General features: G+C 70.0%; 23 protein-coding genes and 3 pseudogenes. 11 read left to right on the top strand and 15 right to left on the bottom strand.

Annotated elements, in window-relative coordinates:
- The first annotated feature begins 287 nt into the window (after positions 1-287).
- From ACIRFL_RS33740 to ACIRFL_RS33750, 3 genes and pseudogenes are all read left to right on the top strand, one after another.
- A complete protein-coding gene (locus ACIRFL_RS33740; protein WP_404036207.1) occupies positions 288-1,568 on the top strand; it encodes an MFS transporter in 1,281 nt (426 codons plus the stop codon).
- 59 nt (positions 1,569-1,627) lie between these two features.
- Entirely contained in the window at positions 1,628-3,133 is a 1,506-nt protein-coding gene (locus ACIRFL_RS33745; protein ID WP_404036209.1) for an ISL3 family transposase, read from the top strand.
- A gap of 218 nt (positions 3,134-3,351) precedes the next feature.
- Positions 3,352-3,618, top strand: a pseudogene (locus ACIRFL_RS33750) (transposase); the annotation flags it as partial.
- A 137-nt stretch (positions 3,619-3,755) separates the two neighbouring features.
- On the opposite strand, the gene ACIRFL_RS33755 reads toward ACIRFL_RS33750, so the two are convergent.
- Both ACIRFL_RS33755 and ACIRFL_RS33760 read right to left on the bottom strand, forming a co-directional pair.
- Complete coding sequence (locus tag ACIRFL_RS33755) at positions 3,756-4,502, bottom strand: SDR family NAD(P)-dependent oxidoreductase (protein ID WP_404036212.1); 747 nt, start codon at positions 4,500-4,502, stop codon at positions 3,756-3,758.
- 78 nt (positions 4,503-4,580) lie between these two features.
- Positions 4,581-5,195, bottom strand: a complete 615-nt coding sequence (locus ACIRFL_RS33760; protein ID WP_404036214.1) for a TetR family transcriptional regulator — start codon at positions 5,193-5,195, stop codon at positions 4,581-4,583.
- A 60-nt stretch (positions 5,196-5,255) separates the two neighbouring features.
- Between ACIRFL_RS33760 and ACIRFL_RS33765 the strand changes: the two genes are divergently transcribed.
- Positions 5,256-6,194 carry a zinc-binding dehydrogenase gene (locus ACIRFL_RS33765; RefSeq protein ID WP_404036217.1) on the top strand — a complete coding sequence of 313 codons (939 nt, stop codon included), beginning with the start codon at positions 5,256-5,258 and terminating at the stop codon, positions 6,192-6,194.
- 72 nt (positions 6,195-6,266) lie between these two features.
- Here the strand turns inward: ACIRFL_RS33765 and ACIRFL_RS33770 are convergent, their stop codons facing one another.
- Together ACIRFL_RS33770 and ACIRFL_RS33775 are read right to left on the bottom strand one after the other, a co-directional pair.
- Positions 6,267-6,611 carry a hypothetical protein gene (locus ACIRFL_RS33770; RefSeq protein WP_404036220.1) on the bottom strand — a complete coding sequence of 115 codons (345 nt, stop codon included), beginning with the start codon at positions 6,609-6,611 and terminating at the stop codon, positions 6,267-6,269.
- A complete protein-coding gene (locus tag ACIRFL_RS33775) occupies positions 6,575-6,820 on the bottom strand; it encodes a Ku protein (protein ID WP_404036223.1) in 246 nt (81 codons plus the stop codon). The genes ACIRFL_RS33770 and ACIRFL_RS33775 overlap by 37 nt, the downstream gene beginning before the upstream one ends.
- An 80-nt stretch (positions 6,821-6,900) precedes the next feature.
- Here ACIRFL_RS33775 and ACIRFL_RS33780 point away from each other — a divergent pair, with 80 nt between their 5' ends.
- Positions 6,901-7,053, top strand: coding sequence for a hypothetical protein (locus tag ACIRFL_RS33780; RefSeq protein ID WP_404036226.1), 153 nt, complete (start codon positions 6,901-6,903; stop codon positions 7,051-7,053).
- Here ACIRFL_RS33780 and ACIRFL_RS33785 read toward each other — a convergent pair.
- The 4 genes from ACIRFL_RS33785 to ACIRFL_RS33800 form a co-directional block, all read right to left on the bottom strand.
- On the bottom strand, positions 7,050-8,042 hold the full coding sequence (locus ACIRFL_RS33785) for an aldo/keto reductase (RefSeq protein ID WP_404036229.1): 993 nt from the start codon (positions 8,040-8,042) through the stop codon (positions 7,050-7,052). The two genes, ACIRFL_RS33780 and ACIRFL_RS33785, sit on opposite strands and share 4 nt — an antisense overlap.
- Before the next feature lie 440 nt (positions 8,043-8,482).
- Complete coding sequence (locus ACIRFL_RS33790) at positions 8,483-8,713, bottom strand: hypothetical protein (RefSeq protein ID WP_404036232.1); 231 nt, start codon at positions 8,711-8,713, stop codon at positions 8,483-8,485.
- Between the two features lie 20 nt (positions 8,714-8,733).
- Positions 8,734-9,045 carry a hypothetical protein gene (locus ACIRFL_RS33795; RefSeq protein WP_404036235.1) on the bottom strand — a complete coding sequence of 104 codons (312 nt, stop codon included), beginning with the start codon at positions 9,043-9,045 and terminating at the stop codon, positions 8,734-8,736.
- Positions 9,046-9,154: 109 nt separating this feature from the next.
- Positions 9,155-10,072, bottom strand: a complete 918-nt coding sequence (locus ACIRFL_RS33800; protein ID WP_404036238.1) for an enoyl-CoA hydratase-related protein — start codon at positions 10,070-10,072, stop codon at positions 9,155-9,157.
- Between the two features lie 152 nt (positions 10,073-10,224).
- Between ACIRFL_RS33800 and ACIRFL_RS33805 the strand changes: the two genes are divergently transcribed.
- The 3 genes and pseudogenes from ACIRFL_RS33805 to ACIRFL_RS33815 all read left to right on the top strand — a co-directional run bounded on the left by ACIRFL_RS33805 (position 10,225) and on the right by ACIRFL_RS33815 (position 14,043).
- Positions 10,225-10,842 (top strand): TetR/AcrR family transcriptional regulator, encoded by a 618-nt coding sequence (locus ACIRFL_RS33805; protein WP_404036241.1) that lies wholly within the window; start codon positions 10,225-10,227, stop codon positions 10,840-10,842.
- A 279-nt stretch (positions 10,843-11,121) separates the two neighbouring features.
- A pseudogene (locus tag ACIRFL_RS33810) lies at positions 11,122-11,409 on the top strand (ABC transporter permease subunit); the annotation flags it as partial.
- 252 nt (positions 11,410-11,661) lie between these two features.
- On the top strand, positions 11,662-14,043 hold the full coding sequence (locus ACIRFL_RS33815) for a glycoside hydrolase family 3 N-terminal domain-containing protein (protein ID WP_404036244.1): 2,382 nt from the start codon (positions 11,662-11,664) through the stop codon (positions 14,041-14,043).
- 77 nt (positions 14,044-14,120) lie between these two features.
- Here ACIRFL_RS33815 and ACIRFL_RS33820 read toward each other — a convergent pair whose 3' ends face one another.
- Both ACIRFL_RS33820 and ACIRFL_RS33825 read right to left on the bottom strand, forming a co-directional pair.
- The gene (locus ACIRFL_RS33820) at positions 14,121-15,308 is read right to left on the bottom strand and encodes a fumarylacetoacetate hydrolase family protein (RefSeq protein WP_404036247.1); all 1,188 of its coding nucleotides are present in this window, start codon (positions 15,306-15,308) and stop codon (positions 14,121-14,123) included.
- Between the two features lie 33 nt (positions 15,309-15,341).
- A complete protein-coding gene (locus ACIRFL_RS33825; RefSeq protein ID WP_404036250.1) occupies positions 15,342-17,078 on the bottom strand; it encodes an IlvD/Edd family dehydratase in 1,737 nt (578 codons plus the stop codon).
- A gap of 128 nt (positions 17,079-17,206) precedes the next feature.
- Here ACIRFL_RS33825 and ACIRFL_RS33830 point away from each other — a divergent pair, with 128 nt between their 5' ends.
- The gene (locus ACIRFL_RS33830) at positions 17,207-17,920 is read left to right on the top strand and encodes a FadR/GntR family transcriptional regulator (RefSeq protein WP_404036253.1); all 714 of its coding nucleotides are present in this window, start codon (positions 17,207-17,209) and stop codon (positions 17,918-17,920) included.
- A 26-nt stretch (positions 17,921-17,946) separates the two neighbouring features.
- Here ACIRFL_RS33830 and ACIRFL_RS33835 read toward each other — a convergent pair whose 3' ends face one another.
- The 4 genes from ACIRFL_RS33835 to ACIRFL_RS33850 form a co-directional block, all read right to left on the bottom strand.
- Positions 17,947-18,609 (bottom strand): sensor histidine kinase, encoded by a 663-nt coding sequence (locus ACIRFL_RS33835; RefSeq protein ID WP_404036256.1) that lies wholly within the window; start codon positions 18,607-18,609, stop codon positions 17,947-17,949.
- Positions 18,610-18,748: 139 nt separating this feature from the next.
- The gene (locus ACIRFL_RS33840; RefSeq protein WP_404036359.1) at positions 18,749-20,104 is read right to left on the bottom strand and encodes a hypothetical protein; all 1,356 of its coding nucleotides are present in this window, start codon (positions 20,102-20,104) and stop codon (positions 18,749-18,751) included.
- 389 nt (positions 20,105-20,493) lie between these two features.
- Positions 20,494-20,685 carry a carbohydrate-binding protein gene (locus tag ACIRFL_RS33845; protein ID WP_404036259.1) on the bottom strand — a complete coding sequence of 64 codons (192 nt, stop codon included), beginning with the start codon at positions 20,683-20,685 and terminating at the stop codon, positions 20,494-20,496.
- Positions 20,686-20,856: 171 nt separating this feature from the next.
- Positions 20,857-21,234 carry a nuclear transport factor 2 family protein gene (locus tag ACIRFL_RS33850; protein ID WP_404036262.1) on the bottom strand — a complete coding sequence of 126 codons (378 nt, stop codon included), beginning with the start codon at positions 21,232-21,234 and terminating at the stop codon, positions 20,857-20,859.
- 210 nt (positions 21,235-21,444) lie between these two features.
- Between ACIRFL_RS33850 and ACIRFL_RS33855 the strand changes: the two are divergent.
- Both ACIRFL_RS33855 and ACIRFL_RS33860 read left to right on the top strand, forming a co-directional pair.
- Positions 21,445-22,287 (top strand): annotated as a pseudogene (locus ACIRFL_RS33855) (IS5 family transposase).
- A 453-nt stretch (positions 22,288-22,740) separates the two neighbouring features.
- Complete coding sequence (locus tag ACIRFL_RS33860) at positions 22,741-22,947, top strand: hypothetical protein (RefSeq protein ID WP_404036264.1); 207 nt, start codon at positions 22,741-22,743, stop codon at positions 22,945-22,947.
- Positions 22,948-22,952: 5 nt separating this feature from the next.
- Here ACIRFL_RS33860 and ACIRFL_RS33865 read toward each other — a convergent pair whose 3' ends face one another.
- Positions 22,953-23,864 carry a pyridoxal-phosphate dependent enzyme gene (locus ACIRFL_RS33865; RefSeq protein ID WP_404036267.1) on the bottom strand — a complete coding sequence of 304 codons (912 nt, stop codon included), beginning with the start codon at positions 23,862-23,864 and terminating at the stop codon, positions 22,953-22,955.
- Positions 23,865-23,874 lie beyond the last annotated feature (10 nt).

The following is a 23,874-nucleotide window of genomic DNA, read 5'->3' on the forward strand; positions in this document are numbered from 1 at the left end:
CTCTGGCGGATAGTGCTTCATGACCACGGGACATCCGTTCTCCTGGACTCAAGATCCAAGTCTCTCGGGTGTCCAAGATCCGGGGTCAAGCCCCGGATTCCCGCCCGCGGGGCCTCACGTCACCCGGACCCAGCACGGGCGACATCCATCGCGCTACGCAACATGCTCGCCACCGGCCACCAGGCGACGACCGCCAGTGACGCGGCACCCCGTCCGGGCGGCCAACCCCCGGGGCCTCTTCTTCGAACGGTTTCCACATACTTCAAGCCACGAAGGTTCCACCACTGATGTCTTCTTCCGCGAAGCAATCCGCCAAGCTTCCGTTCGTCGTCTGGCTCTTGACGCTCGGCACGTTCCTGATGGGCACCACCGAGTTCATCGTCGCGGGCATCCTGCCCGAGATGGCTTCCGATCTCGGGGTCAGCGTCTCCCGAGGAGGTCTGCTCATCACGTTCTTCGCCATCGGCATGATCGTCGGCGCGCCCGCGATGGCGATCGCCACGCTGCGGCTGCCCCAAAGATTGACACTGGTGCTGGCCTTGGCCGTCTTTGCTCTCGGCCATGCGATTGCCGCACTCAGCTCTTTCTTCGCCTTCGTGCTGATCGCCCGTGTGATCACCGCGTTCGCCACCGGCACTTTCTGGGCCGTCGCCGGCGCCGTGGCCGTCGCCGCCGTCGCCCCCACGGCCCGTGCCCGCGCTTCGGGCATGATCATCAGCGGTATCGGCCTGGCCACCGTGATCGGTGTCCCGCTCGGCTCCCTGGTCGGCAACCACATCGGCTGGCGCGGCGCGTTCTGGGCCCTGGCCGTCCTTGCGGGTGTCGTCGCCCTGATCATCGGCCGGTTCATCCCCGCTGCGTCCCACACCGAGGTTGCGCCCTCTGTACGGTCGCAGTTCGCGGCGCTGCGCTCGGGCCGCTTCTGGCTCACATGGGTCGCGGGCGTGCTGCTGCTGGGCGGAGTCATGGCCGTCTACTCCTACGTCGCACCGCTGCTCACCGACCGGGCGGGCATCCCCGCCAGTGCCGTCTCCCTGATCCTCGTCGGATACGGCGTCGGCGCCCTGATCGGTACGAACATCGGCGGACGCCTCGGCGACCGCAGGCCACTGGCCTCACTGATCGGCGCTGCCCAGCTTTCAGTCCTGGCCCTGGTCCTGTTGCAGACCCCGCTGTCCACCAACCCGGTGGCCACCGTCGTACTTCTGGTACTCATGGGTCTGGCCGGCCAGTCGGTACCTCCGGTCTCCACCACCCTGGCCGTACGCTTCGCGAGCAACGCGCCCACCCTCGCCTACGCGCTGTCGGCCTCGGCCTTCAACCTCGGCATCGCGATCGGCTCCCTCATCGCCGGCATCGCACTGGACTCCTCGCTGGGTCTGACGGGGCCGGCCCTGGTGGGCATGATCATGGCCACACTCGGCCTCATGCCGCTACTGGGCCTCACCGCAATCCGCGCCACCCGCACCGACACGCCCTCAGCGCTTGAGCCGTCTCAGCCACAGCTCACTGAAAAGGCCGACCTGGGGACTGTAAGACGTTCGGGTCTGTTCCGTAGTCGGTGGTGACGGTGAGTGCTCCACTGTGATCATTCAGCGTGCATGATGCGAACACGCTTGTGGGAACGGTGTTTTCGGGGTTGTCGGCGTTGGTCATCGAGGATGTGGCGGACGGTGGCGAGATAGTCCGGGTTTCGGCTCGGACCCGGGATGTTCCCGTTCCCTGTCCGGTGTGCGGGGTGGTGACGGGGAGGGTCCACGGGTATCACGGCCGGACGGTGCGGGATGTGCCGGTCGACGGCCGGCAGGTCGTGGTCCGGGTGCGGATACGGCGGCTGGTCTGTCCGGTCCTGGGCTGCAGGCGGCAGACCTTCCGAGAGCAGGTCCCCGGGCTCCTGGAGCGCCATCAGCGCCGCACCACACGGCTGACCGGCCAGCTCTCCGAGCTGGTCAGGGAGTTATGCGGCCGGGCGTCCGCCCGACTCGCCCGATCTCTGGCCGTGCCCGTCTCGTACGCCTCCGCCCTGCGGCTGCTGCGGCGGGTGCCCGTGCCGGAAGTGCGGATCCCGCGGGTGATCGGGGTCGACGACTTCGCCCTGCGGCGCCGGCACAGCTACGCCACGGTCATCATCAACGCCGAGACCGGTGAGCGAATCGAGGTACTGCCCGGCCGCGAAGCCGCCACTTTGGAAGCCTGGCTGCGCGGGCATCCGGGTATTGAGGCCGTGTGCCGGGACGGATCGGCCACCTACGCCGAGGCGGTCCGCCGAGCCCTGCCCGACGCGGTCCAGATCAGCGACCGCTGGCACCTGTGGCACAACCTTGCCGAGGCCGTCCGCAAAGAAGTGGCCGCGCACAGCACCTGTTGGGCGAAAGCGGGCCCGCCCCTGGCTGAGGGGAGACAGGCCGCCACCACCCGCGAGCGCTGGCAGCAGGTCCACGCCCTGCGCGAGCGCAGAGTCGGGCTTCTGGAGTGCGCACGCCGCCTCAACCTGGCTCTCAACACCGTCAAGCGCTACGACCGCGTCGCCGAGCCCGAGCGCCTCATCCGCGCCCCAAAGTACCGGCCCACCCTCGTGGATCCTTACCGCGATCACCTGCGCCGGCGCCGGCTGGAGAATCCGGCCGTCCCCGTCACCCATCTCCTCGAGGAGATCAGGGAGCTGGGCTACACCGGCAGCTCGAACCTGCTGGTCCGCTACATCAACCAGGGCCGTGTCGAGGCCGACCGGCCCGCACTCTCGCCCCGGCGCCTCGCCCGCTACCTGCTCACCCGCCCCGACCGCCTCAAGGACCACCAGCGAGAACGCATCGAGGCCGCCCGCACCGCCTGCCACGAGATGACCGCTCTGGCCGACCTCATCCACCGCTTCGCCGTGCTGCTGGATCCCGCCGACGGCAATGCCGCCCTGCTGAGCACCTGGATCACCTCGGCCCAGGCCGAGGACCTGCCCCACCTGCATGCCTTCACCCGGGGCCTCGAGAAGGACCGCGCCGCAGTCGACGCCGCCCTCACCCTGCCGCACCACAACGGCGGCACCGAAGGCGTCAACAACAAAACCAAGCTGATCAAGCGCCAGATGTACGGCCGCGCGAGCTTCCCTCTCCTCCGCCACCGCATCCTCCTGGGCTGACCACACCGTCCGTCACCACCGACTACGGAACAGACCCAGACGTTCGGTGTAACTCCCGATCATGGAAGAGGCATCGATGACCAGTGAGACGTGTCCGAGCCGAAGTCTGTCGAGTCGGCAGAGGCGGTGTCGGCGAAGTCCGTGGACGACCAGTTGATCGACGAGCTGGTGAGCCGGGCCCAGGCCGAGAGTCTGTGGCTGACCGGCGAGGGCGGGCTGCCCTGGAGGGTGAGGTCACCGACCACCTCGGCTATGACAAGCACGACGCGGCCGGCAAGAACGGCGGCAACTCCCGCAACGGCAAACGCTCCAAGACCGTGCTGACCCACGTCGGGCCGGTGGAGACAACCGTGCCTCGCGACCGCGAGGGCTCCTTCGAACCGAAGATCGTCAAGAAACGGCAGAAGCACCTGCCCGACGTCGACCAAATGGTCATCTCACGCGCCGCGAAAGGCCTCACCGGCGAGGTCCAGGCCCACCTCGCAGTGACTCCGTGACCGTCGCCGGGTCGGCCGACGGCTTGCGCCTGACCTGGTTCCCCGTTCACGGCGACGGCCGTTGCGCCTGAGCACGGTCACTGCCCGTCGCCGTGGTCCTCGCTGCCACGGTCGGCAGCGAGGCGTCAGGATGCTGACATACCGGCGTCGATCTTGTGCTCCGCGCCGGTGATGTAGGAGGACTCGTCGGATGCCAGGAACAGCACCAGCGAGGACACCTCGTCCGGCTCCGCGAGCCGGCCGAGGAAGATCTGTGCCAGCGCGTCACCGCCCTCCTCGTCGGTCGCCTCGACCATCATCGGCGTGTTGATGAAGCCGGGGTGCACGGAGTTCACGCGAATGTTGTCGCGCCCGTACTCCTGGGCGGTCGCCTTCGTCATCCCCCGGGTCGCGAACTTGCTGGCCACGTAGGCGAGGCTCGGGAACCCGTAGTTGGCCCGCAGACCCGCCAGGGACGAGATGTTCACGATCGAGCCGATGCCCGCGCGCTGCATCGACGGGATGACCGCCTTCATCCCCAGGAACTGGGAGTGCTGGTTGATGGCACAGACTTTGAGGTAGTCGTCTTCGTCGAGGTCCGCCGTCTTGGCGATCGGTCCCAGGATGCCCGCGTTGTTCACGAGCACGGTGACGTCACCGAACGCCGCCTCGGTCTCCTCCACGACGCGCCGCCAGTCGTCGGCCTTCGTGACGTCCTGCACCGTGTACCGCGCGTTGTCCCCGAGTTCTTCGGCGAGCTCACGGATGGCGGCCTCGTTGACGTCGGTGAGAGTGACCTTCGCCCCCTCCTTGATGAAGCGGCGGGCGTGCGAGGCACCCATCCCTCGGCCCGCTCCGGTGATGATCGCGACCTTGTTGTCCAGACGGGCCATGGCAGGGACTCCTTCGTCCTATGAGGCACCCGACTTTCGGGACCTGGTGCCAAAATACACGTGGGGGGTCGCGTCAGGTCAGGACAGGTCCCTTCCGTTGAGCAGCGTCTGGAAGGCGTCGGTGACGGGGCGCAGTGCGTCGTCCAGCTCGCCGAAGTCGACCGGCTCGTCCCTGGTGGTCCAACGCCTGAGCACCGCGACGTAGGCGGCCTGCACGGCGCCGCCGATCGCGGCCGGGACGGGAGCGCCCGCGTCGAGTCCGGTGCGCTCCGCCGCGTAGCGGCTCACCGTCTCGGCCCATACGCGCCAGTGCGCGGCGGTCTCCGCGGCGAGCGCGGGGTCCCGGTCCAGCACGCGGAAGCGGTCGAGCCATGAGTCCGGTGCCGCCGCCTGGGACAGGCGTGTCGACCGGACGACCGCCGATCGCACGGCCGCCATGACGGGTACGTCGTCGGCGTCCCGCAGGGCCGACCGCAGCCGCTCGACGGCGCGGTCGAACTCACCCCACACGATGCCCGCCTTGGAGCCGAAGTAGCGGAACAGCGTCGAGCGGCCGACACCGCCGGCGGTCATGATGGCCTGGAGTGTCGTGGCCTCGTAGCCGTCGCGGAGCAACAGCTCGAAGGCGATCTCCTCAAGGGCTTCGCGGGTCGAGGCCGGCGGTCGTCCGCGGCGCGTACGGGGGCTTGTCATCGTCCGAGCGTAGAGGAGTATTTTTGGCACCTGGTATCAGTAATCAGTCAGGAGCAGACGATGCGTGCATGGCAGTTCACCGAAGTCGGGAAACCCCTCACCATGAGCGAGGTGCCGGCACCGGCACCAGCCGCCGACGAGCTCGTCGTTCACGTCCGCGCCGCCGGACTCTGTCACAGCGACGTCGGATTCCTGGACGGCACACTGACGCCGCTGCTGCCGTTCCGGCCCATCACGCTGGGTCACGAGATCGCGGGCATCGTGTCCGCCGTGGGACCTGATGTGACCGAGTTCTCCGTAGGCCAGAAGGTCGTCATTCCGGCAGCCATCGAAGGGCCGGGAACATCGCTGAACGGCGGGTTCGCGGACGAGGTCGTCGTCCCTGAACGGCTCGTCGTCGCGTTGCCCGATGGCGTGCCGTTCGATCAGGCGGCAGCCGCCACCGACGCAGGTCTGACCTCGTACCACGCGGTCTCCGTGCAGGGGCGCGTCTCTCCCGGCGCCCGCGTCGGCATCATCGGCCTCGGCGGGCTCGGTTCGCTCGGCGCGCAGACCGCGCTCGCACTTGGTGCCAGGCTTTTCGTCGCTGAGAAGAACGAGCGCGTGCACGACTTCGCCCGCTCGCTCGGTGCCGAAAGCGTTGTGAGCGACATCACCGACCTCGCCGGCGAGGGACTCGACGTGGTCATCGACTTCGCCGGGTTCGGGACGACCACCGACGGTGCGATCCATTCCGTCCGCCGCGGCGGACGGATCGTCCAGGTCGGCCTCGGTCGCGCGCGCGGCGAGATCGACCTCCAGGCGCTCACACTCAACGAGGTGGAGCTCGTCGGCTCGCAGGCCGGGACGAAGGAGGACTGCGTCGCGGTGCTGGATCTCGTCGCCGAAGGCAGGTTGTCCTCGCGCATCACCGAGATCGGGTTCGAGGAGATCGCTGACGGAATCGGCCGCCTTGAGCGAGGAGAAGTCATCGGACGGCTGGTCGCCGTGTTCGGATGACGGGCTCCGCGCGGGATGGTCACCCCGGGGCTGTCCGGAAACGGCCGGAGCCCTCGTGGTGGTCGGGGCAGATCATCGTCGGGGCTGCCCAGGGGACGCCTTCGTGCTCGGCCGCGCCTTCGGTGCCTTCAGGGCTGTGGCCTTCGCCGCTGGGTCCGGCTCCTGGTGGATGCCGGCACCGTCCTCGCCGCGTGCGGCCCGGGCTTTGTCCACGGATTCCTCGAGGGCGGTCATCAGGTTCACCAAGTGTCCCGGCCGGGCCGGTGCGGGTGTTTCGGGGTGGTGGCCTTCCTGCTTGGTCTCGATGACTGCGCGGAGGGCGTCGGTGTAGTGGTTGGTGAGCTCGGGGCCGGTGAGGTGGTCGCGGGTCATGGCCTCGATCAGGGCCACGGCCTGGTCGATCTCGTCATCCTCCAAGCGGGCCGGGCCGGGCCGGCGGCGGGGGAGGGGTCGCGGATCTCGTCGGGCGAGAGAAGGTCATGCAGGGCGATCGCGGTGCCGCGGACTGTGAGCAGGCCGATCTGTTCGCGGCCGTGCCACGCGAATTTGGCGACCGCGGTCCTGGATGCGCGCTGGAGTGCCCGGAGCAGTACTGCCGAGCATCGCGCTTCGACCCGGTCGACCACCGGGCGCTGGTCTCCTACGGCGAGATCGCTCCGGGCTCCGGCAACCGGGGCGTGGCTTTGTCCACGAGGAACCGGTTGTCGTGGACAAAGCCACGGGGTGCGATCCTCGCCGTCGAACAGGACGGGGCACCGCCGGCCGGCCCCAGCTGGTCGTGACCGGCGAGGTCACCGGTGGGCGCGACCTCAACGACGTCGTCGAGCCGGATGTCGTGCGCGTCGAGCCCACCGGCTAACCCCGAGCGACCTCAGCGGTGTGCGCGGGGGTGTAGCGCTCGCCCATCACCTGGTCGCTCAGCGGGTCCAGCGTGGCCAGCGCCTCGGCGTCCAGGGTGAGCTCCAGCGCGGCCGCGTTCTGCTCCAGCCGGGCAGGGCTGCGGGTACCCGGAATGGTCGCCACCGCCACCCCGAGCCGCTCGGCCTGGGCGTACACCCAGGCCAGCGCCACCTGGGCCGGGGTGGCACCCAGCCGGTCGGCCACCTCGCGCACGGTCTGCGCGATCTTCTCGTTGGCCTCGCCCGCCTCGCCGGCGAAGCGGGGGTTGGAGCGCCGGAAGTCCTTCTCGCCCAGTGTGGAGCGGTCCAGGGTGCCGGTCAGGAACCCCCGCCCCAGCGGCGAGTACGGCACCAGCCCGACCCCCAGCTCGGCCATCACCGGGGTGACCGCCTCGACGTCGCGGGTCCACAGCGAGTACTCGCTCTGCACCGCGGTGATCGGGTGCACCGCGTGCGCCCGGCGCAGCAGCTCGCCGTCGACCTCGGACAGGCCCAGATGGCGGACCTTGCCCGCCTCGACCAGCTCGGCCATCGCCCCGACGGTCTCCTCGATCTCCACGTCCTGGGGCGGGCGGTGGGCGTAGTACAGGTCGATCACCTCGACGCCCAGCCGCAGCAGCGAGGCGTCGCAGGAGCGCAGCACGTAGTCCCGGGCACCGCGGATGCGGCGTGCCCGGTCGCCGGCACTGCGGTCGATGCCGAACTTGGTGGCCAGCTGCACCTGGTCCCGGCGGCCGTGGATGGCCCGGCCCACCAGCACCTCGTTGTGCCCGGTGCCGTAGGCGTCGGCGGTGTCCAGGAACGTGATGCCCAGCTCCAGGGCCCGGTCGATGGTGGCCAGGCCGCCGTCCCAGTCGGCGGCGCCATAGCTCTCGCTCATCCCCATGCACCCCAGGCCCATCGCGCTGACGGTGAGACCGGGCGAGCCGAGCGTGGTTCGGGTGATCATGCGCGGATACTCCTCCTGCCCGGCGGACCGGGCGGTACCTCGATCGAGGGCTGACGAACGCCTCCGACGCTAGGACTTGGAGCACGCTCGAAGTCAAGCCGGAGGACCGGCCCCCGCCGACGGGTCAGGCGCGGGCGCGGCGGGAACGGGTGTGGGTGAAACGGTCCACCGGCAGCAGGTCGCCACAGGGCCCGGACACCGCGTATTTCCCGGCCGTCTTCGGCCTCGGGACTGGTAGGCCCGCATGTTGAGGTGTCGCGTATTCTCCAGCGGTTTCCAGCTTGGTCACCTTCAGTGGTCGGTGGTGCCTGCTGATCACTCTGCGCCGTCGTGACCGGGACCGTAGGGCGGGATCGTCCAGCGCATCGTTGTCTGGCCCGTGGAGCCAGGCTGAAGAGTCACGGGATAGACCTGTCCGGAGCGGCGCTCGCCGCGATGTCTCATCGAGTGGTCGCCGCTGTCCCAGTTGATCCCAGCACGGGGCAGTCGGCGACCTTGATGGCGCCGATCCGAAGCGGGTGGGCCCAACTGGCGCGGTTGAAGCGGTGGAAGTCGGTGTGCTCGTCGACTGCAACTATGACGCCCCGGTCCTGTTCGTCGCCTTTCCAGGCGTTGAGGGCGTCACCGAGCTTTTTGGCGTCGTCGAGCGGGAGGTCGAGCCACCCTCGCACTCGACTGCCGTGTCGCAAGATCAGGTCTCCGCCGAACTGACGACGGGCGGCCTCCGCCAGGCCCCCCAGTAGGCGACATCGGCAAGGCCGTCGGTTGATGGGTGGCCGTCTCCGGTCCAGGAGTCCAGGGCAAGCGCATCGCCGAGCACCATGCCGCAGCGGTCGACCGGCAGGTCGCCGAGGAGGATCGGCTCGTCCCCTGCGGCGCCGGCCCATGGCAGACCCAGATCGATTTCAAGGACTTCGATGGTTGGTCCTCCACCGAAGGGCGACATCGCCGTGCCGGCCCGCACCATCAAGGGCTGGTCACCGGCAGCGCGAACCACGGCCATTTCACACATCCAGTCGTGGACGTGTCCGCCGCCGATTGATGCCGCAGCACTTGCGCGCTCGGATAGTGGTTGGGCCTTGTCCCCGAGGAGTGGACACCTGTTCGTGTCGTTATGCGGCAAGTGTCAGGGTAGCTGACTGCTGTTCGTAGGCGATCGACGCCTGCTGTCCGTTCGCCGAGTGGCGTCGGCAGGTGTTGTAGCGCGTGGTCCAGCGGAAGACCGCCAGGCGGCAGGCGCGGACCCCGTCGTAGCGGAGGGCGTCGCCGAACGCCGCGTACAGGCCCTCGTTCTCCACGGCGTACGCCGTGTGAGGAATCGGAGGAGCGATCGCGTCGACCGCGGCCTTGGTGATGGAGATGACCTCCGGTCGCAGGCCGGCGATCCGTCGGGCCAGGGTGCCGACGAATGCATCGAGTTCCCCGGCGGGCAGCGCACGGTTGATCAGGCCGTAGCGTTCCGCGAGTTCCGCGCCCACGAGTTCGGCGCCGAGGATGAGCTCCAGCGCGCGGGCCCGGCCCGCCAGGCGCGTCATGTTCACCGTGCCACCGCCTCCGGGGAGGATCCCCATCAAGGACTCCGGCTGCCCCTGCCCTGACTTGCCGATCGCCGCGAAGCGCATGTCCAGGTACATGAAGAACTCGTTGCCCGCGCCGCGCGCGAAACCCGCGAGCTTGCCGATGGTGACCTGCGGCAGCGAGCGGACCTCCTCGCTCAGCGCCTGGAGGATGTTCAGCCCCTCGGGAATGGTCGCGTCCGGTGCGGCCGCGATCGCGGCGCGGGTGGCTTTGGGCAGCGCGTCCGGGTCGGTGAGGTAGGCCATGTCACCGTGCGCGATGAAGAACTCCGGGTCGGCGCTCTCGAAGACGATGACGCGGACGTCGGCGTCGTCACGCACCCGCGCGATGAACGCCCGCAGGGACGGCAGCAGGAACGCGTCCATCAGATTGAGCGGCGGGTGATCGATTGTCACCGTCGCGACCCCGTCCGAGACGTCGATCGTCAGGGCGAAGAGGTCGTCGTAGCTCATGGGGTGGCTCCACTTCACACGAAGGCCGGCGCATGACCGTGCCGCCGACCGGGTAAGCGTCGCGACTCTCAGTGTCGCGACTGACACTGAGTATCAGATTATGAATCAAGGTGCATAAAAGCAAACGAGTGTGGCACAGTACACTTGGCTCCATGAGTGCAGCACCCGTCGGTACCCGTGAGATCGGCCGCCACGCGGTACGAGCAGAGCTGGCCCGCGTGGCGTTCAACCGGTTCTGCCTCACCGGCTTCAACCAGGTCACCTTCGCCGACCTCGCCGAGGCCGCCGGAGTGTCGCGGAGCACTTTCCTGCGCTACTTCGGAACCAAGGAGGACGTAGTCCTGTTCGTCTTCGACCCCGTCGGTGACGTCATCACCGACGCGCTCGATGCCGACCGGGGTAACGAGGACGACTGGGACAGGCTGCGCAACGCCCTGGAATCAGCCGTGACATTCCTCGTGCGCGATGTCCAGGAACTCGTGACGATCCTCGGCCTCGTCGACCAGACTCCGGCCCTGTGCGCACGGCTCCGCGAGAAGCAGACTGAATGGCGACCGGAGATCGTCGCCCGGCTGCGGGAGACGGCCTCCTCGGCCGACGGATCACCGGTCATCGCCAACGTGCGCGCAGCAGCAGCACTCGAATGCCTGTGGATCGTCCTCGGGCAGTGGAGTGCGAGCGGCGGCCAAGAAGACCTTGGCAACCTGCTGGACGCTGCGTTCGCCGCCTTCTCGCCCCCGGCACGCCAGCAGACGGCCGCTCCGCTGTAAAGGGCCGAGGCGGCGGCTTCTCGGCGGTGCCGAAGGGGCCGAAAGGAGTGATCGACCCGGCGGCGGTGATCGCGTCGTCGGAGTCCAGCCCCGGCCGCGAGTGCAAGGGTAGGGTGTCGATTCGGCCGAAGCGGATGGTGTCCACGCCCAGCCGTGCGGGGCCCCACAGCACCTATCTGCGCAACCTCTAAGTCACGGCGGTTCCTTCGTCGATGCCGTCGGGTTAGCGTCTTGGCATGGCCACAGAGAGCGTCTCCGTGCTGGTCGACGTGCGGAAGTACGACGCTGTGGCGGCTGGCGGCACCGCTCACCCGGCCGGCCATTCTCACCGTGACCATCTTCAACGCGCTGACCATCTGGAACGGGTTCCTGCTGCCGCTGGTCCTCACCCAGAGCCCGGACCGCCGGACCCTGCCTCTCGCCCTGTGGACCTTCCAGGGCCAGTACGGGGTCAACGTCCCCGCCGTGCTCGCCGCCGTCGTCCTCACCACACTGCCCGTGCTGGTGCTGTACGCCTTCGGCCGCCGCCAGCTGCTGAGCGGTCTGACCGCAGGGTTCAGCCGTTGACCGACGCAGACGCAGACGCAGACGCAGACGCAGACGCAGACGCGAACGCGGACGCGGAACCCGACCCCGTACCGGCGACCGGCCCGTGTCCCCGGACGCTCCCATGAGCTGCGGGACCGGCTCCCGGCAGGCCGCGAAGCGGATCCGGGCCGCTGCCGCAGGCCGGGCGCGGTCCGCCCCGCCCCGAGTCCCACTCGTCCACCGGTTCGCCCGTCCCGCCCTGGTCAAGGGTCCGGCGGGCGTGGGAGGAAAGTGAACGCCGACGTGGCTGTAGAGAACACCTCCGCAATCTCCCTCTGGAACGACCCCACCGCCTCCGTCACCGCGAGAGTCGACGCGTTGATCGACGCGATGACCCTTGAGGAGAAGACCGCCCAGCTGTACGGAGTGTGGGCGGGCGCCTCCGACGAAGGCGGTGAAGTGGCCCCTCACCAGCACGACATGGAGGAGGCCGTCGATCTCGACGCACTCCTGCCCACCGGACTGGGCCAGTTGACCCGGCCCTTCGGCACCGTCCCGGTCGACCCCGCCCTGGGCGCGCTCTCCCTGGCCCGCACCCAGAGCCGGATCGCCGCCACGAACCGGTTCGGCATCCCCGCTCTCGCGCACGACGAGTGTCTGGCCGGGTTCGCCGCCTGGGGGGCGACGGCCTACCCCGTTCCGCTGTCCTGGGGCGCCACCTTCGATCCCGACACGGTGCGGCGCATGGCCGCCGCCATCGGCCGCGACATGCGGTCCGTCGGCGTCCACCAGGGACTCGCGCCCGTCCTGGACGTGGTGCGCGACGCCCGCTGGGGCCGGGTCGAGGAAACCATCGGCGAGGACCCCTACCTCGTCGGCACCATCGGGACGGCCTACGTGCAGGGCCTTGAGTCCGCCGGCGTCGTCGCCACTCTCAAGCACTTCGCCGGCTACTCGGCCTCCCGCGCCGGCCGCAACCTCGCCCCTTCCTCCATGGGGCCGCGGGAGCGCGCCGACGTGTTGCTGCCCCCTTTCGAGATGGCGGTCCGCGAGGGCGGCGCCCGGTCCGTGATGAACGCCTACACCGACACCGACGGCGTGCCCTCCGCGGCGGACGAGGAACTGCTCACCGGGCTGCTGCGCGACACATGGGGCTTCGACGGCACCGTCGTCGCCGACTACTTCGCCATCGCCTTCCTGAAGACCCTGCACGGCGTCGCGGCCGACTGGGCGGACGCCGCCGGCACCGCGCTGCGCGCGGGCATCGACGTCGAACTGCCCAACGTCAAGACGTACGGCGCGCCCCTGGTCGAGGCCGTCGCCGACGGCCGCATTCCGCAGGCGCTGGTCGATCGGGCCGTGCGCCGGGTACTCACCCAGAAGGTGGCACTCGGCCTGCTCGACCCGGACTGGAACCCCGTGCCCGCGGCGCTTGAGGGGGCGGACCCGGACGACCCGGCCGCCCTGCGCGGCCGGATCGACCTGGACGGTCCGGAGAACCGCGCCCTGGCCCGCACGCTTGCCGAGGAAGCGGTCGTGCTGCTGAGCAACGACGGCACCCTCCCGCTCGAAAGGCCGCGCCGCATCGCCCTGATCGGCCCCAACGCCGACGAACCCGTCGCCGTACTGGGCTGCTACTCCTTCCCCCAGCACATCGGCGTCCGCCACCCCGGGACCCCCCTCGGCATCGAGCTGCCCACCCTGCGCGACACGCTCGCCGCCGAGTTCCCCGACGCCGAGATCGCGGTCGTCCGCGGCACCGGCGTCGACGACGGGGATCTCTCCGGCCTCCGCGAGGCCGGAGAGGTGGCACGCGAGGCCGACGTCGCCCTGGTGGTGCTCGGCGACCGCGCCGGACTCTTCGGGCGGGGCACCAGCGGCGAGGGCTGTGACGTCGAGACGCTGGACCTGCCCGGCGCGCAGCAGCACCTGCTCGACAGCCTGCTCGACCTCGGCACACCCGTGGTCACCGTGCTGCTGGCCGGGCGACCGTACGCCCTCGGCCGTGCTGTGGAGGAGTCCGCGGCGATCGTGCAGTCCTTCTTCCCGGGCGAGGAGGGCACGCACGCGATCGCCGGAGTGCTCAGCGGCCGTGTCGATCCCTCCGGCCGTCTTCCGGTCGGTGTGCCGCGCGGGCCGGGCTCCCAGCCGGGCACGTACCTCGGGGCGCGGCTCGCGCACGCCAGCGACGTGTCCACCATCGACCCGACCCCCGCGTTCGCCTTCGGCCACGGCCTGTCCTACACGCGGTTCGACTGGACCGACCTGGCCGTGGAGGTCCAGGAGGCCCCGGCGGACGGCGAGTTCGCCCTCGCCTTCACCGTACGCAACACCGGCGGGCGGCCCGGGACCGAGGTCGTCCAGCTCTATCTGCACGACCCGGTCGCCTCCGTCGTCCAGCCGGTGCAGCGCCTGGTCGGCTACACCCGGGTCGCACTGGAGCCGGGCGAGGCCCGGCGCCTGAGGGTCACGCTCCCGGCCGACCTCGCCTCCTTCACCGGCCGCGACGGCCGGCGCGTCGTCGAACCGGGCGAGCTGGAGGTGCGGTTGGCCGCATCCAGCGCGGATCCGCGCCTGACGGCCAGGATCGTGGTGACCGGAGCAGAGCGCCATGTGGATCACACGCGGCGCCTGCATGCCACGATCCTGCATGAGCCGGCCGCCCCGGCATGAGCCACGTGTGCGCGGCGCATGTCACCACAGCGGCGGCGCCGCGCACACCCAACGCGGGGCTGGGGCGGGTGGGCGTCTCACAGCACGCCGCGGCGGGCGAGGCTGCGCATCAGCGCCCCCACACCGAACGTCCACGGCGCGGCCTCCTCGCTGGGGACGACGGTGTTGACCAGCTCACCGAGTCGCGGGCTGAAGATCCGTACGACGTCGCCGTACGCATGGGTGAAACCCGCGCCGGGTGCCTGCCGGTCCTCGGTGGGGGCGAACAGTGTGCCCGTGAACAGTACGAAGCCGTCCGGGTACTGATGGTGCGCGCCGTAGGTGGCGGCCACCAGGTCCAGTACGTCGCGGCTGATCTCGCGCAAGGAACTGCTGCCCCGCAGTACATAGCCGTCCGTGCCGTCGATCCGCAGGCCGATGTCGAGTCCGCGTACGGTGTCGAGGCCGAAGTCCTCGTCGAGCACACGGACGAACGGGCCGATCGCGCAGGAGGCGTTGTTGTCCTTCGCACGGGACAGCAGCAGGGCGCTGCGTCCTTCGATGTCGCGGAGGTTCACGTCGTTGCCCAGCGTCGCGCCGCGTATCCGGCCGCGCGAGTCCACGACGAGGACGGCCTCGGGCTCGGGGTTGTTCCACACCGAGGCACCGAGCACTCCGATGTCGGCGCCGGTGCCGACCGCGGACATCACGGGGGCCTTGGTGAACACCTCCGGGTCCGGCCCGATCCCCACCTCCAGGTACTGCGACCACAGTCCTTCCGAAACGAGCAGTGCCTTGGCCTTGACCGCCTCCGGTGATCCGGGGCGGATGCCGTCGAGCCTTCCGCCCACCACCTGCCCGACACGGGCCCGTACCCTCGCCGCCTGCGCCGGATCGCCGCCCGTGCGTTCTTCGATGACGCGTTCCAGCAGGCTCCGGGCGAAGGTGACGCCCGCGGCCTTGATCACCTGGAGGTCGACGGGGGCGAGCAGATGCGGCATGTCCCGGCGGCCGGGCGGTGCCTGCAGCAGGTCGTCCAGGCGCCAGGCGCGTCCGCCGTCGGCCTGGCGGACGACCGCCGCCGCGTCGTCGCGTTCCATGAGGTCGGAGACGGTGGGGGCGAGGGCCGTCAGGTCGACGACGTGTTCGCCGCGCACCGCGGCCACGCACGGCCCGTCCTCCTGCGGGTCGTGGACGCGCGCGACGAGGGCGGCCCGGTCGGCGTCCTCCGGCAGGACGGAGCCGGCGGTGAGGACCGGACGGGGGCGCGCCGCTGCCGATTCCACGATCGATGCTCTCCTGGGTGCGAGGGGGCGGGCTCAGTGGGAGTCGCGGGGGACCTCGTGTCCGCGGTTTGCGCGCAGGAAACCGAAGTCGGCGCCCCGGTCGGCCTGTTCCACGTGCTGGGTGTAGAGCCAGGTGTAGCCGCTGGTGTACCGCTCGGCGGGCGGTGTCCAGTCCTGTCGGCGCCGCGCGAGTTCGGCGTCGTCCACGTCCAGGCGCAGGGTGCGGTTCGGGACGTCGAGGACGACGGGGTCCCCGTCGCGCACGAGGGCGAGCGGTCCGCCGACGGCGGCCTCGGGTGCCACGTGGAGAACCACCGTTCCGTAGCCGGTGCCGCTCATCCGGCCGTCGCAGACGCGCACCATGTCCGTGACGCCGGCCTTCAGCAGCTTGGCGGGCAGCGGGACGTTGGAGACCTCGGGCATGCCGGGGTAGCCCTGGGGGCCGGCGTTGCGGATGACAAGGACGGTGTTCTCGTCGATGTCGAGTTCCGGATCGTCGGCGACCTCGTGATAGGCCTCGGGGGAGTCGAAGACGCGGGCGGGGCCGCGGTGGGTGAGCAGGTGCGGTGACGCGGCGGACTGCTTGATCACGGCGCCGTCGGGGCACAGGTTGCCGCGGAGGACGGCGATTCCGGTGCCGGCCGGCTGGAAGGGGGCGTCGAGGGCGGTGATGACGTCGGAGTCGACGCGTTCCGCGTGCTCGGTATTCTCGGCGACGGTCCGTCCGGTGACCGTGACCGGCCCTCCGTGCAGCAGCTTGCCGCCGAGCAGTTCGGCCATGACGGCGGGCAGCCCGCCCGCGTAGCAGAAGTCCTCCATGAGGTACGTGCCACTGGGCATCAGGTTGACCAGCGTCGGCACCGCGCGGACCAGGTCGTCGAAGTCCCCGAGGCTCAGCTCCACGCCGACGCGTCCGGCGAGGGCGGTGAGATGGATGACGGCGTTCGTGGAGCCGCCGATGGCCGCGTTGACCCGGACGGCGTTCTCGAACGCCTCCCGCGTCAGGATCCGCGAGGGCCGCAGCTCCTCCTCCACCATTCCCACGATGCGCTGCCCCGCCGCCTGCGCGGTCTCCATCCGCCGGGAGTCGACCGCGGGCCACGCCGCCGAGCCCGGCAGCTGCATGCCGAGCGCCTCGGCCATGCAGGCCATCGTCGAGGCGGTCCCCATCGTCATGCAGTGCCCGTTGGAGCGGGCCATACAGCCTTCCGCGAAGAAGCACTCCTCCTCGGTCATCCGGCCGGTCTTCAGGTCTTCTTCGAACTTCCACACATGGGTGCCGGATCCCACGTCCTGGCCCCGGTACTTGCCGTTGAGCATCGGCCCCCCGGTGACCATGACGGCGGGCAGGTCGACGCTGGCGGCGCCCATGAGCATGGCGGGCGTCGTCTTGTCGCAGCCGGACAGCAGCACGACACCGTCGAGCGGGTTGGCCCGGATCAGCTCTTCGACCTCCATGGCCATGAGGTTGCGGTACAGCATGGCGGTGGGGCGCATCAGGGTCTCGCCGGTGGCCATGGTGGGGAACTGCAGCGGCAGGCCGCCGGCCTGCCACACCCCGCGCTTGACGGCCTCGGCGACGCGTGTCAGATGGGCGTTGCAGGGGGCGAGTTCGGAGGCACTGGTCGCGATGCCGATGACGGGACGCCCGTCGAACACCTCATGCCCGAACCCCTGGTTGCGCATCCAGGAGCGGTACAGCATCCCGCTGCGGCCCTGTGCGCCGAACCATGCCTGACTGCGGCGGTTCGTCCTCCTACCGTCGGTCATGTGAACACTCCCGTGGCTCCGGCGTCTTCCGCTGCGCGCTGCGGCGTTGTCGGGTGCGGCCCACTACCCTAGGGGTCAATCATTAAATGATTCGATGAATGGCGTCCAGGGGGTGAGCGGAGATCGTGATGCACTTCCCGACCATGCACCAGCGCGTGGTCGACGAGCTCGGGCGGCGCATCGTGGGCGGCGCGTGGGAGCCGGGGGACCCGCTACCGGTCGAGGACGCACTCGCGGCCGAGATCGGCGTCAGCCGGGGGGTGCTGCGGGAGGCGGTCAAGTCGCTGGTGGCCAAGGGGATGCTGCACGTACGGCCGCGCACCGGCACGCGCGTACTGCCCCCGGAGCACTGGAACCACCTGGACCGTGACGTGCTGCGCTGGAAACAGGCCGGGGACGCCACGGCCCTGCTGCGCGACACGGGCGAACTGCGGCGGATCGTCGAGCCCGAGGCGGCCCGGCTCGCTGCGGAGCGGGCCGGCCCCGACGACGTGCGCGTCCTGTACGACGCCCTGGCCGCCATGGAGGCCGCGGCGGCGTCACCCGGCCGCGACGGCTACGTCGAGGCCGACATCGCCTTCCACCGGGCCCTGCTCGACGCCGGCGGCAACCGTCTCCTCGGCTCGCTGGGCCGCGCCGTCGAGATCGCGCTGGAACACAGCTTCGTCATCAGCACCCAGACCCCGGGCGCGGTGGAAGCCTCGCTGCCACGTCACCGCGCCGTCGTGCGGGCCGTCGAGGCCCGCGATCCCGCGGCCGCCGCGGCCGCCGTACTGGCCGTCATCGAAGCCGCCGAACAGGAGATCGCCCGGTCACCCGGAATGCCGGGCGACGCCGTGTGACCCGTCACGGCAGCGACCCCGCGGTGTCACGGGAGCCAGCACGGCCCACGGGCGCCGACACCCACCAATCCCGACGACCACGAACACGGGAACACTCGCGACACCGCACGCCACGGGGCCGAGGAACACGAGCGTGAACATACGCATCCGCCGTGACACCAGTACCGGAGTCGAGGCACCCGGACCGCGGTGCAGGTGACGAACCACTGCCGCCGCAACCCACCCGCCTGGTCACAGTCGCCCTCCGTAGAACAGGACGTCATGAACACCGCGCCGTTCTCCGGTCCTCTGGCCCCGGCTGTCAGGGTGCCGCCGAGGCGGGTTGCCAGACGGTGGGCAATGGCCAGGCCCAGACCGGTGCCCACCGGGCGCAGGTCCCGGTAGCGCTCGTGCAGGGCGCCCCGCTCGAAGGCCACCGTCACGTCGTTCTTGGTCAGCCCTGGGCCGCCGTCCCGCACCTCCACCTCCGCCTGACCGTCCCCAGCCCGGAGGGCCAGTACCACGGGGCTGCCTTCCGGCGTGAGGCGCAGGGCGTTGGCGAGCAGACAGTCCGTGAGCCGGCGTACCCGGAAACCGTCGGTGAAGCCCTCGGCTTCCGGGCTCGCCAGGTCGAGGAGGTCGCCGAGAAAACGGTCGAGGCGCACCACCTCCGCCGGGCCGGGCGCCGGGGCCGGGTCCGTGCGGGTCACCCCGCTCGCCCGTGGCCGGCCGCGACGCCGGCGCCGGCGGTTTGCACCGTGGAACCGAGGTTGCGGGGGTCCGGGCGAGGACCCGGGGCGCCGGACTGCGCAGAGGCGTTCGCAGGCCGGCCAAGCCACCGGCGTCGCTCTATGGGGCGATGCCGACTCCGCTGATGCGGCTCCAGGCCTTCTCCTGAGTCGCGGTCATAGCGGGCCAGTTCAGGCCACCCTGTCGGGGGTTGACTCGCGAGGCATAGGGTGCCGGGTGAAAATTGGGGTCGTAGAAGCAGCCGGTGCCGTAAACACGGTCGAACGCCGGGCAGGATGTCGCGATCATTTGCGGAGTGGGCTTGTTGCCAGTGCGCACCCAAGTGTCAAGCGCAGTGATCGAGTTGGCGTACTCGCTGTTGCTCAGCTGGCTGTGCTCGGACTCATGGGTGAAGGTCTGCACCAGATACCGGCTGCGGTGCGCGCCCTCAAGTGTGGCGCGATAGGCCGCTTCGTGCTCCACGAACGCCGTGGGATCGTCGATCGCGTGCATGGTCACGATGGGGATCGCCACCTTGCCGGTGAGGTCACTGTCGTAGGACAGGTCGCGTACGGCAGCCGGGTCGGCGGTGAACCGTTCGACGCCGGCGTTGAGGGTCTTGTCATCGTGTGAACCGGAGTACCAGACCCCCTTGTTGCTGAACGGGTTACGGTCGCCCAGCCGCTTGGCGACGATGTCCCGGAACGTGAAGGTGGCGAACCGCAGATGGGATTCCAGGGTCCGCTCGGGGACATGGGTCACGGCCAGGATGTCGGAGAGATTGCGCTGTTGCAGCGCGGTGCGCTCCTGCGGTGGTGACGTGTAACCGGTGCACTCCTGCAACCGGGCGCGCAGCCCGGCCGCGGTCATGGTCGAGTCAGCGCGCAGCCCCTGCCAGAGCGGGTATGGGGGCTCGCTCGGACGAGGGAGGTTCTGGCAGTAGTACTGGTAGACGACACGCAGGTCGACCCGGTAGTCGTACCCACGTGAGCCGCCTGCCAGGACACCACTGGTGAGCATGGCCCCGTCGTACGGTCCGGCCTTCGAGCCGTACATCTCGACCACCTTGGCGGCGACGTCGCCGCCCCAGGACTGACCGTGCACATACGTCCGCTGCGGCTTGCCGAACTGCCGCACGAACAGGCGTCGTACGTTCTCGGTGTCCTCGGCGGCCATCCGGGTGCCGTAGCCGCCGCGGCGGTACGAGGAACCCGCCCAGGCGTAGCCCTGCTTCACCATCACGGCCCAGCGATCCAAGTCGTCCACGCTGCGCTCGGGGTCGGATCCGTCACCGAGGTCGGGGCCGCCATGTGCGTGCACGACAAGTGATCCGTTCCACGCCTTGGGGATCGCGATGGCGTAGTACGCGTCATTGACGTCCTGGCCGGTGTAGCACGTTGCCACGTCGGTCAGGCTCGGCGGGCAAGTGACGGAGGCGGAGCGATCGGACTGGGCGTGAGCGACCGGCGCGGTCAGGAGAGCACCCGCCACGGTGCCGGCGAGCAAGGCTCCCAGCCCTCGGCGACGCTGCTTACCGGGACGTGACCATCGAGAAGATCGTGCGAGGAATCTGTAGCTGTCCAAGGCGCGGCTCCTTGTTCCTGCGTGGCGCCATGTGCGCCGCGCAGGATGCTATGAACGGGCTGTCCGAATGGCTACGCCCTGGTCTTTGCGGTCATAGTGTTCACATCAGCGGCGTGGGAGTTCTGCCCTTTCGCGTGGCGGCACCGGCCGGCGGCAAGCCCGGTCCGCAAGCTGACCGGTGGGACCGGACACAGCCGCGCCCGTGCCCCGGGGTGCGGGGCACGGGCGCGGACAGGTGTGCGGACGGCCGGTGCCGGTCTGGGCGGAACGTCAGCAGATGGTCAGTCGACCGTCAGGCTGTCGATGGTGACGCTGCCGGAGTCGCCGAGGCCCACCGCGAGGGTGATCAGGGCGTCTCCGGCCGGCAGGTTCACCGCCGCGGTGACGGTCGACCAGGTGTCCCAACTGCCGCTGACGGGAAGCTGCACCTGCTGCTGCGCGTCCCCCGCGACGAGGGAGATCGTGCGTGTCACGTTCTGCAGCGGCGGGCGCTGTCCGCCCAGGGAGCGGCGGCGCGCCGAAGACAGCGGCCGGCCAAGTGCGGCCGCGAGCCGAACACCGCCACGGACCAAACACCGCGAACCGCAGCCCCCGAGCGCCGAAGGGGGGCAAGTTCAGGCGAAGGACAGCGACAGAAGGATGACTCAGGAGGCGAACGGTTCGATCTCCCCCGCGAAGACGATGACCTGGTCGATGAGGCTCCGCCGCAGATGGACGACGTCCGTTCCCGCCAGGCGGGGACCTCCAGCAGGCGTGGTGAAGACCCACTGGTACCGGGCCCACTCGTCAGGCATGTCCACCGCCGAGCAGCGCACCATCGTGCCGGTCCCCGCCGGGTGGCGCCGGATGTCCAGCACGAACCGCTCGACCGCCGCGATTCCTTCGCTGCGGCCCAACGGTCCCCAGAAGATCACGTCTGAGGTCAGGGCCTGGGAGAGCAGGGCAGTCACATAGCTGTCGTCCGAGGCGTTGAACGCGGAGATGAACGTGTCGATCGCGGAGCGTGCGGTCTCTTCCTGCATGCCCCAGTAATACCAGCCGTTTCGCGTGCGCTCGTCCCACGAGCCGCCTTCCGATCACGGTGAGCCATCCCGCTTACCGCCCTAGGTGCGCCCGAACGCCCCTGCGAGTGGGCGGTTCGTGGGTCTTTGGATGGATATGGTGTCGCTTGATGGTGTGGCGGCGGGGCGGAATCTACCGGTCCGCAATTGTTGATCTGGTGATGTGATCGGGTGAGCGAACGCAAGCCGCATCCCAGCGACTTATCGGACGAGCAGTGTCCTTGATCGAGCCGGTGATCACCGCGTGGAAAGACCGGCACCGCTCGGCCGGCGGCTATCAGGGTGCCTACGACATGCGGGAGATCGTGGACGCGATCCTCTACCAGGGGCGGACCGGCTGCCAGTGGGCCCATCTCCCGCACGAGCTGCCGCAGAAGAGCGCGACCTACTACTGCGCCGCCGGGCGGGACGACGGAACCGACCAGGTCATCCATGAACTCCTGCGCTGCCAGGTCCGCGAACGCGCCCGCCGATTCAAGGACCCGACCCTGGTGGTCCTGGACACCCAGAGTGTCCACGTGGCCGCCGGGGTCCCCGCCGCCACGAGTGGCCATGATCCGGCCAAGCGGGTGCCCGGCCGCGAACGCGGACTGGCCGTGGATGTCCACGGCCTGGTCACCGCCGTCGTCGTCCTCACCGCGAACACCCACGACAACACTGCGGGCATCATGCTGCTGGACCGGGTCGCCGGCACGCCGGCGGAACCGTCCGCAAAGCCCTGGTCGACCAGGACTTCAAGAACCAGGTCGTCATGCACGGCGCCGCCCTGGGCATTGACGTCGAGATCGTCGCACGCAACCCGCAGGACAAGGGGTTCGTGCCGCAGCCGAAGCGGTGGAGAGTCGAGCAGACCTACGGGATCCTGATACTGCACCGGCGCCTGATCCGTGACTACGAGCACCGCCCCTCCTCCTCCGCCTCCCGCGTCTACTGGGCGATGACCCTCGTCATGGCCCGACGCCTCACCGGCGCGAACGCCCCGCCTGGCGCGCGGCCCAGGCGGCGGCAGCGTGAACATCCGGCCCCTGCTCAATGCCCTGGACCTGGGCCCTGGCCGACGACCTCCGCGCACAGATCGACGACCTGCAGACCCGGCTGCGGGAGGCCGAACTGCACCTGGAGCACCTCACGATCACCCGCAAGACCGTCACCGGCCTCGCCGACCGGCTCCCGGCCGGCCGCCGGACCTGCCCGAGCACCCGGACTACCCCGCATCCTCGCCGCCTTCAACCACGCGACCGGACCTCTACGAGCCAAGGACGTCTGCGAAGCCCTCGGCCACGAACTGCTGCACGACAAAAAACCGGGATGGCGAGGACCTCAACCTCCTCCAGATGATGGGTGTGTACGCCTCCGACCTCGGTGGCCTCGTCGTAGGCAAGGACGACCGGAAGGCGCAGGGCGTTCTCGGGCCCTACTCGCTGAAGTACGACAGTCGAACTTCCCGCCCAGGACATCGCCGCACGCATGCTGGAATTCGACCGGATCGTCGCGGTACGCGCGGTGGGTGTGCGCTCGTCGACCAACCCGCAGGAGGAAGCGAAAACAAGCACCCTGCGGCGCTACTTCCGGGAGTACGGAACAACCCATGTCAACGGGGCGCGAGTCACCGTCTATGTCCGAGACCACGGCCCGTCTCCGAAGGTCCTCGATCCGACAGCCCAGGTGGTCTGATGCGGTCAGTGTCGGCCCGACAACAGGACGACGTGGTCACCGGCGGCGGGGGCGGTCCGGGCGTGGGCCAGCAGTCCGGCGAGCGCGGCTGAGCCGGCCGGGCTGGGCCGGAGGCCGTAGCGGCCCAGCAGGGCTTGCGCCGCGAGCAGTTCGTCGTCGTCCACGGCGTGCACCGTGCCGCCTGAGGCGGCGATCGCCGTCATCGCGTCGGGCCCGTGCAGAGCGTGCCGGTTGACCAGGGGCTCGTTGTGGTCCGTTGTCACGACGTCGGCGGCCGAGAGCACGCGGTACGGTCCCGGCCAGCTCACCACGACGGGGTTGTTGCCGCGGGAGCCGACGCCGTGGAGCGCAACCGGCCAGTCCAGCGCGAGCAGCCGGCGGTGGGCGGCGGCGACGGTCGTGCCGTTGCCGAGCGGAATCCACAGGGAGACCGGTGCCCCGCCCAGTTGCTCGTACAGGGCGTCCACGACCGCACCGTGCCCCTCGGCGATCGCGTCCTGGTAGGGTCCGTCGACGTTGCCGTCCGCGACGCCCTCCGCGGCGGCCAGGCGGTGGGACTCCTCGACCGCGTCCTCGTAGTCCCCGGCGACGAAACGTATGTCCGCCCCCGCCGCCGCCGCGAAGGCCCCGCCGTCGCCCCAGTCCGCGGGCAGTACGACCGTGCAGCGCGTGCCCGCCGCCGCGCACGCTGTCGCCATGGCCCGCCCGTAGCTTCCGCACGATCCCACGACGATCCGGTCGTGGCCCTCCGCGAGGGCGCGGGCGACGACCGCGCGGGCCGCGGGTTCCTTGTGGCTGCCTGAGGCGTGGTGTGTCTCGTCCTTGAGCAGCACCCGCGATCCCGGCAGAAGGCCGTCCGCGCTGATCAAGGGGCTCGGAGACGGATCGACGGGCGTGGCAGTGGTCGGAGGCAGCACGGAATGGGTT

The sequence above is a fragment of the Streptomyces sp. NPDC102462 genome, assembly GCF_044765425.1.
Lineage (GTDB): Bacteria > Actinomycetota > Actinomycetes > Streptomycetales > Streptomycetaceae > Streptomyces.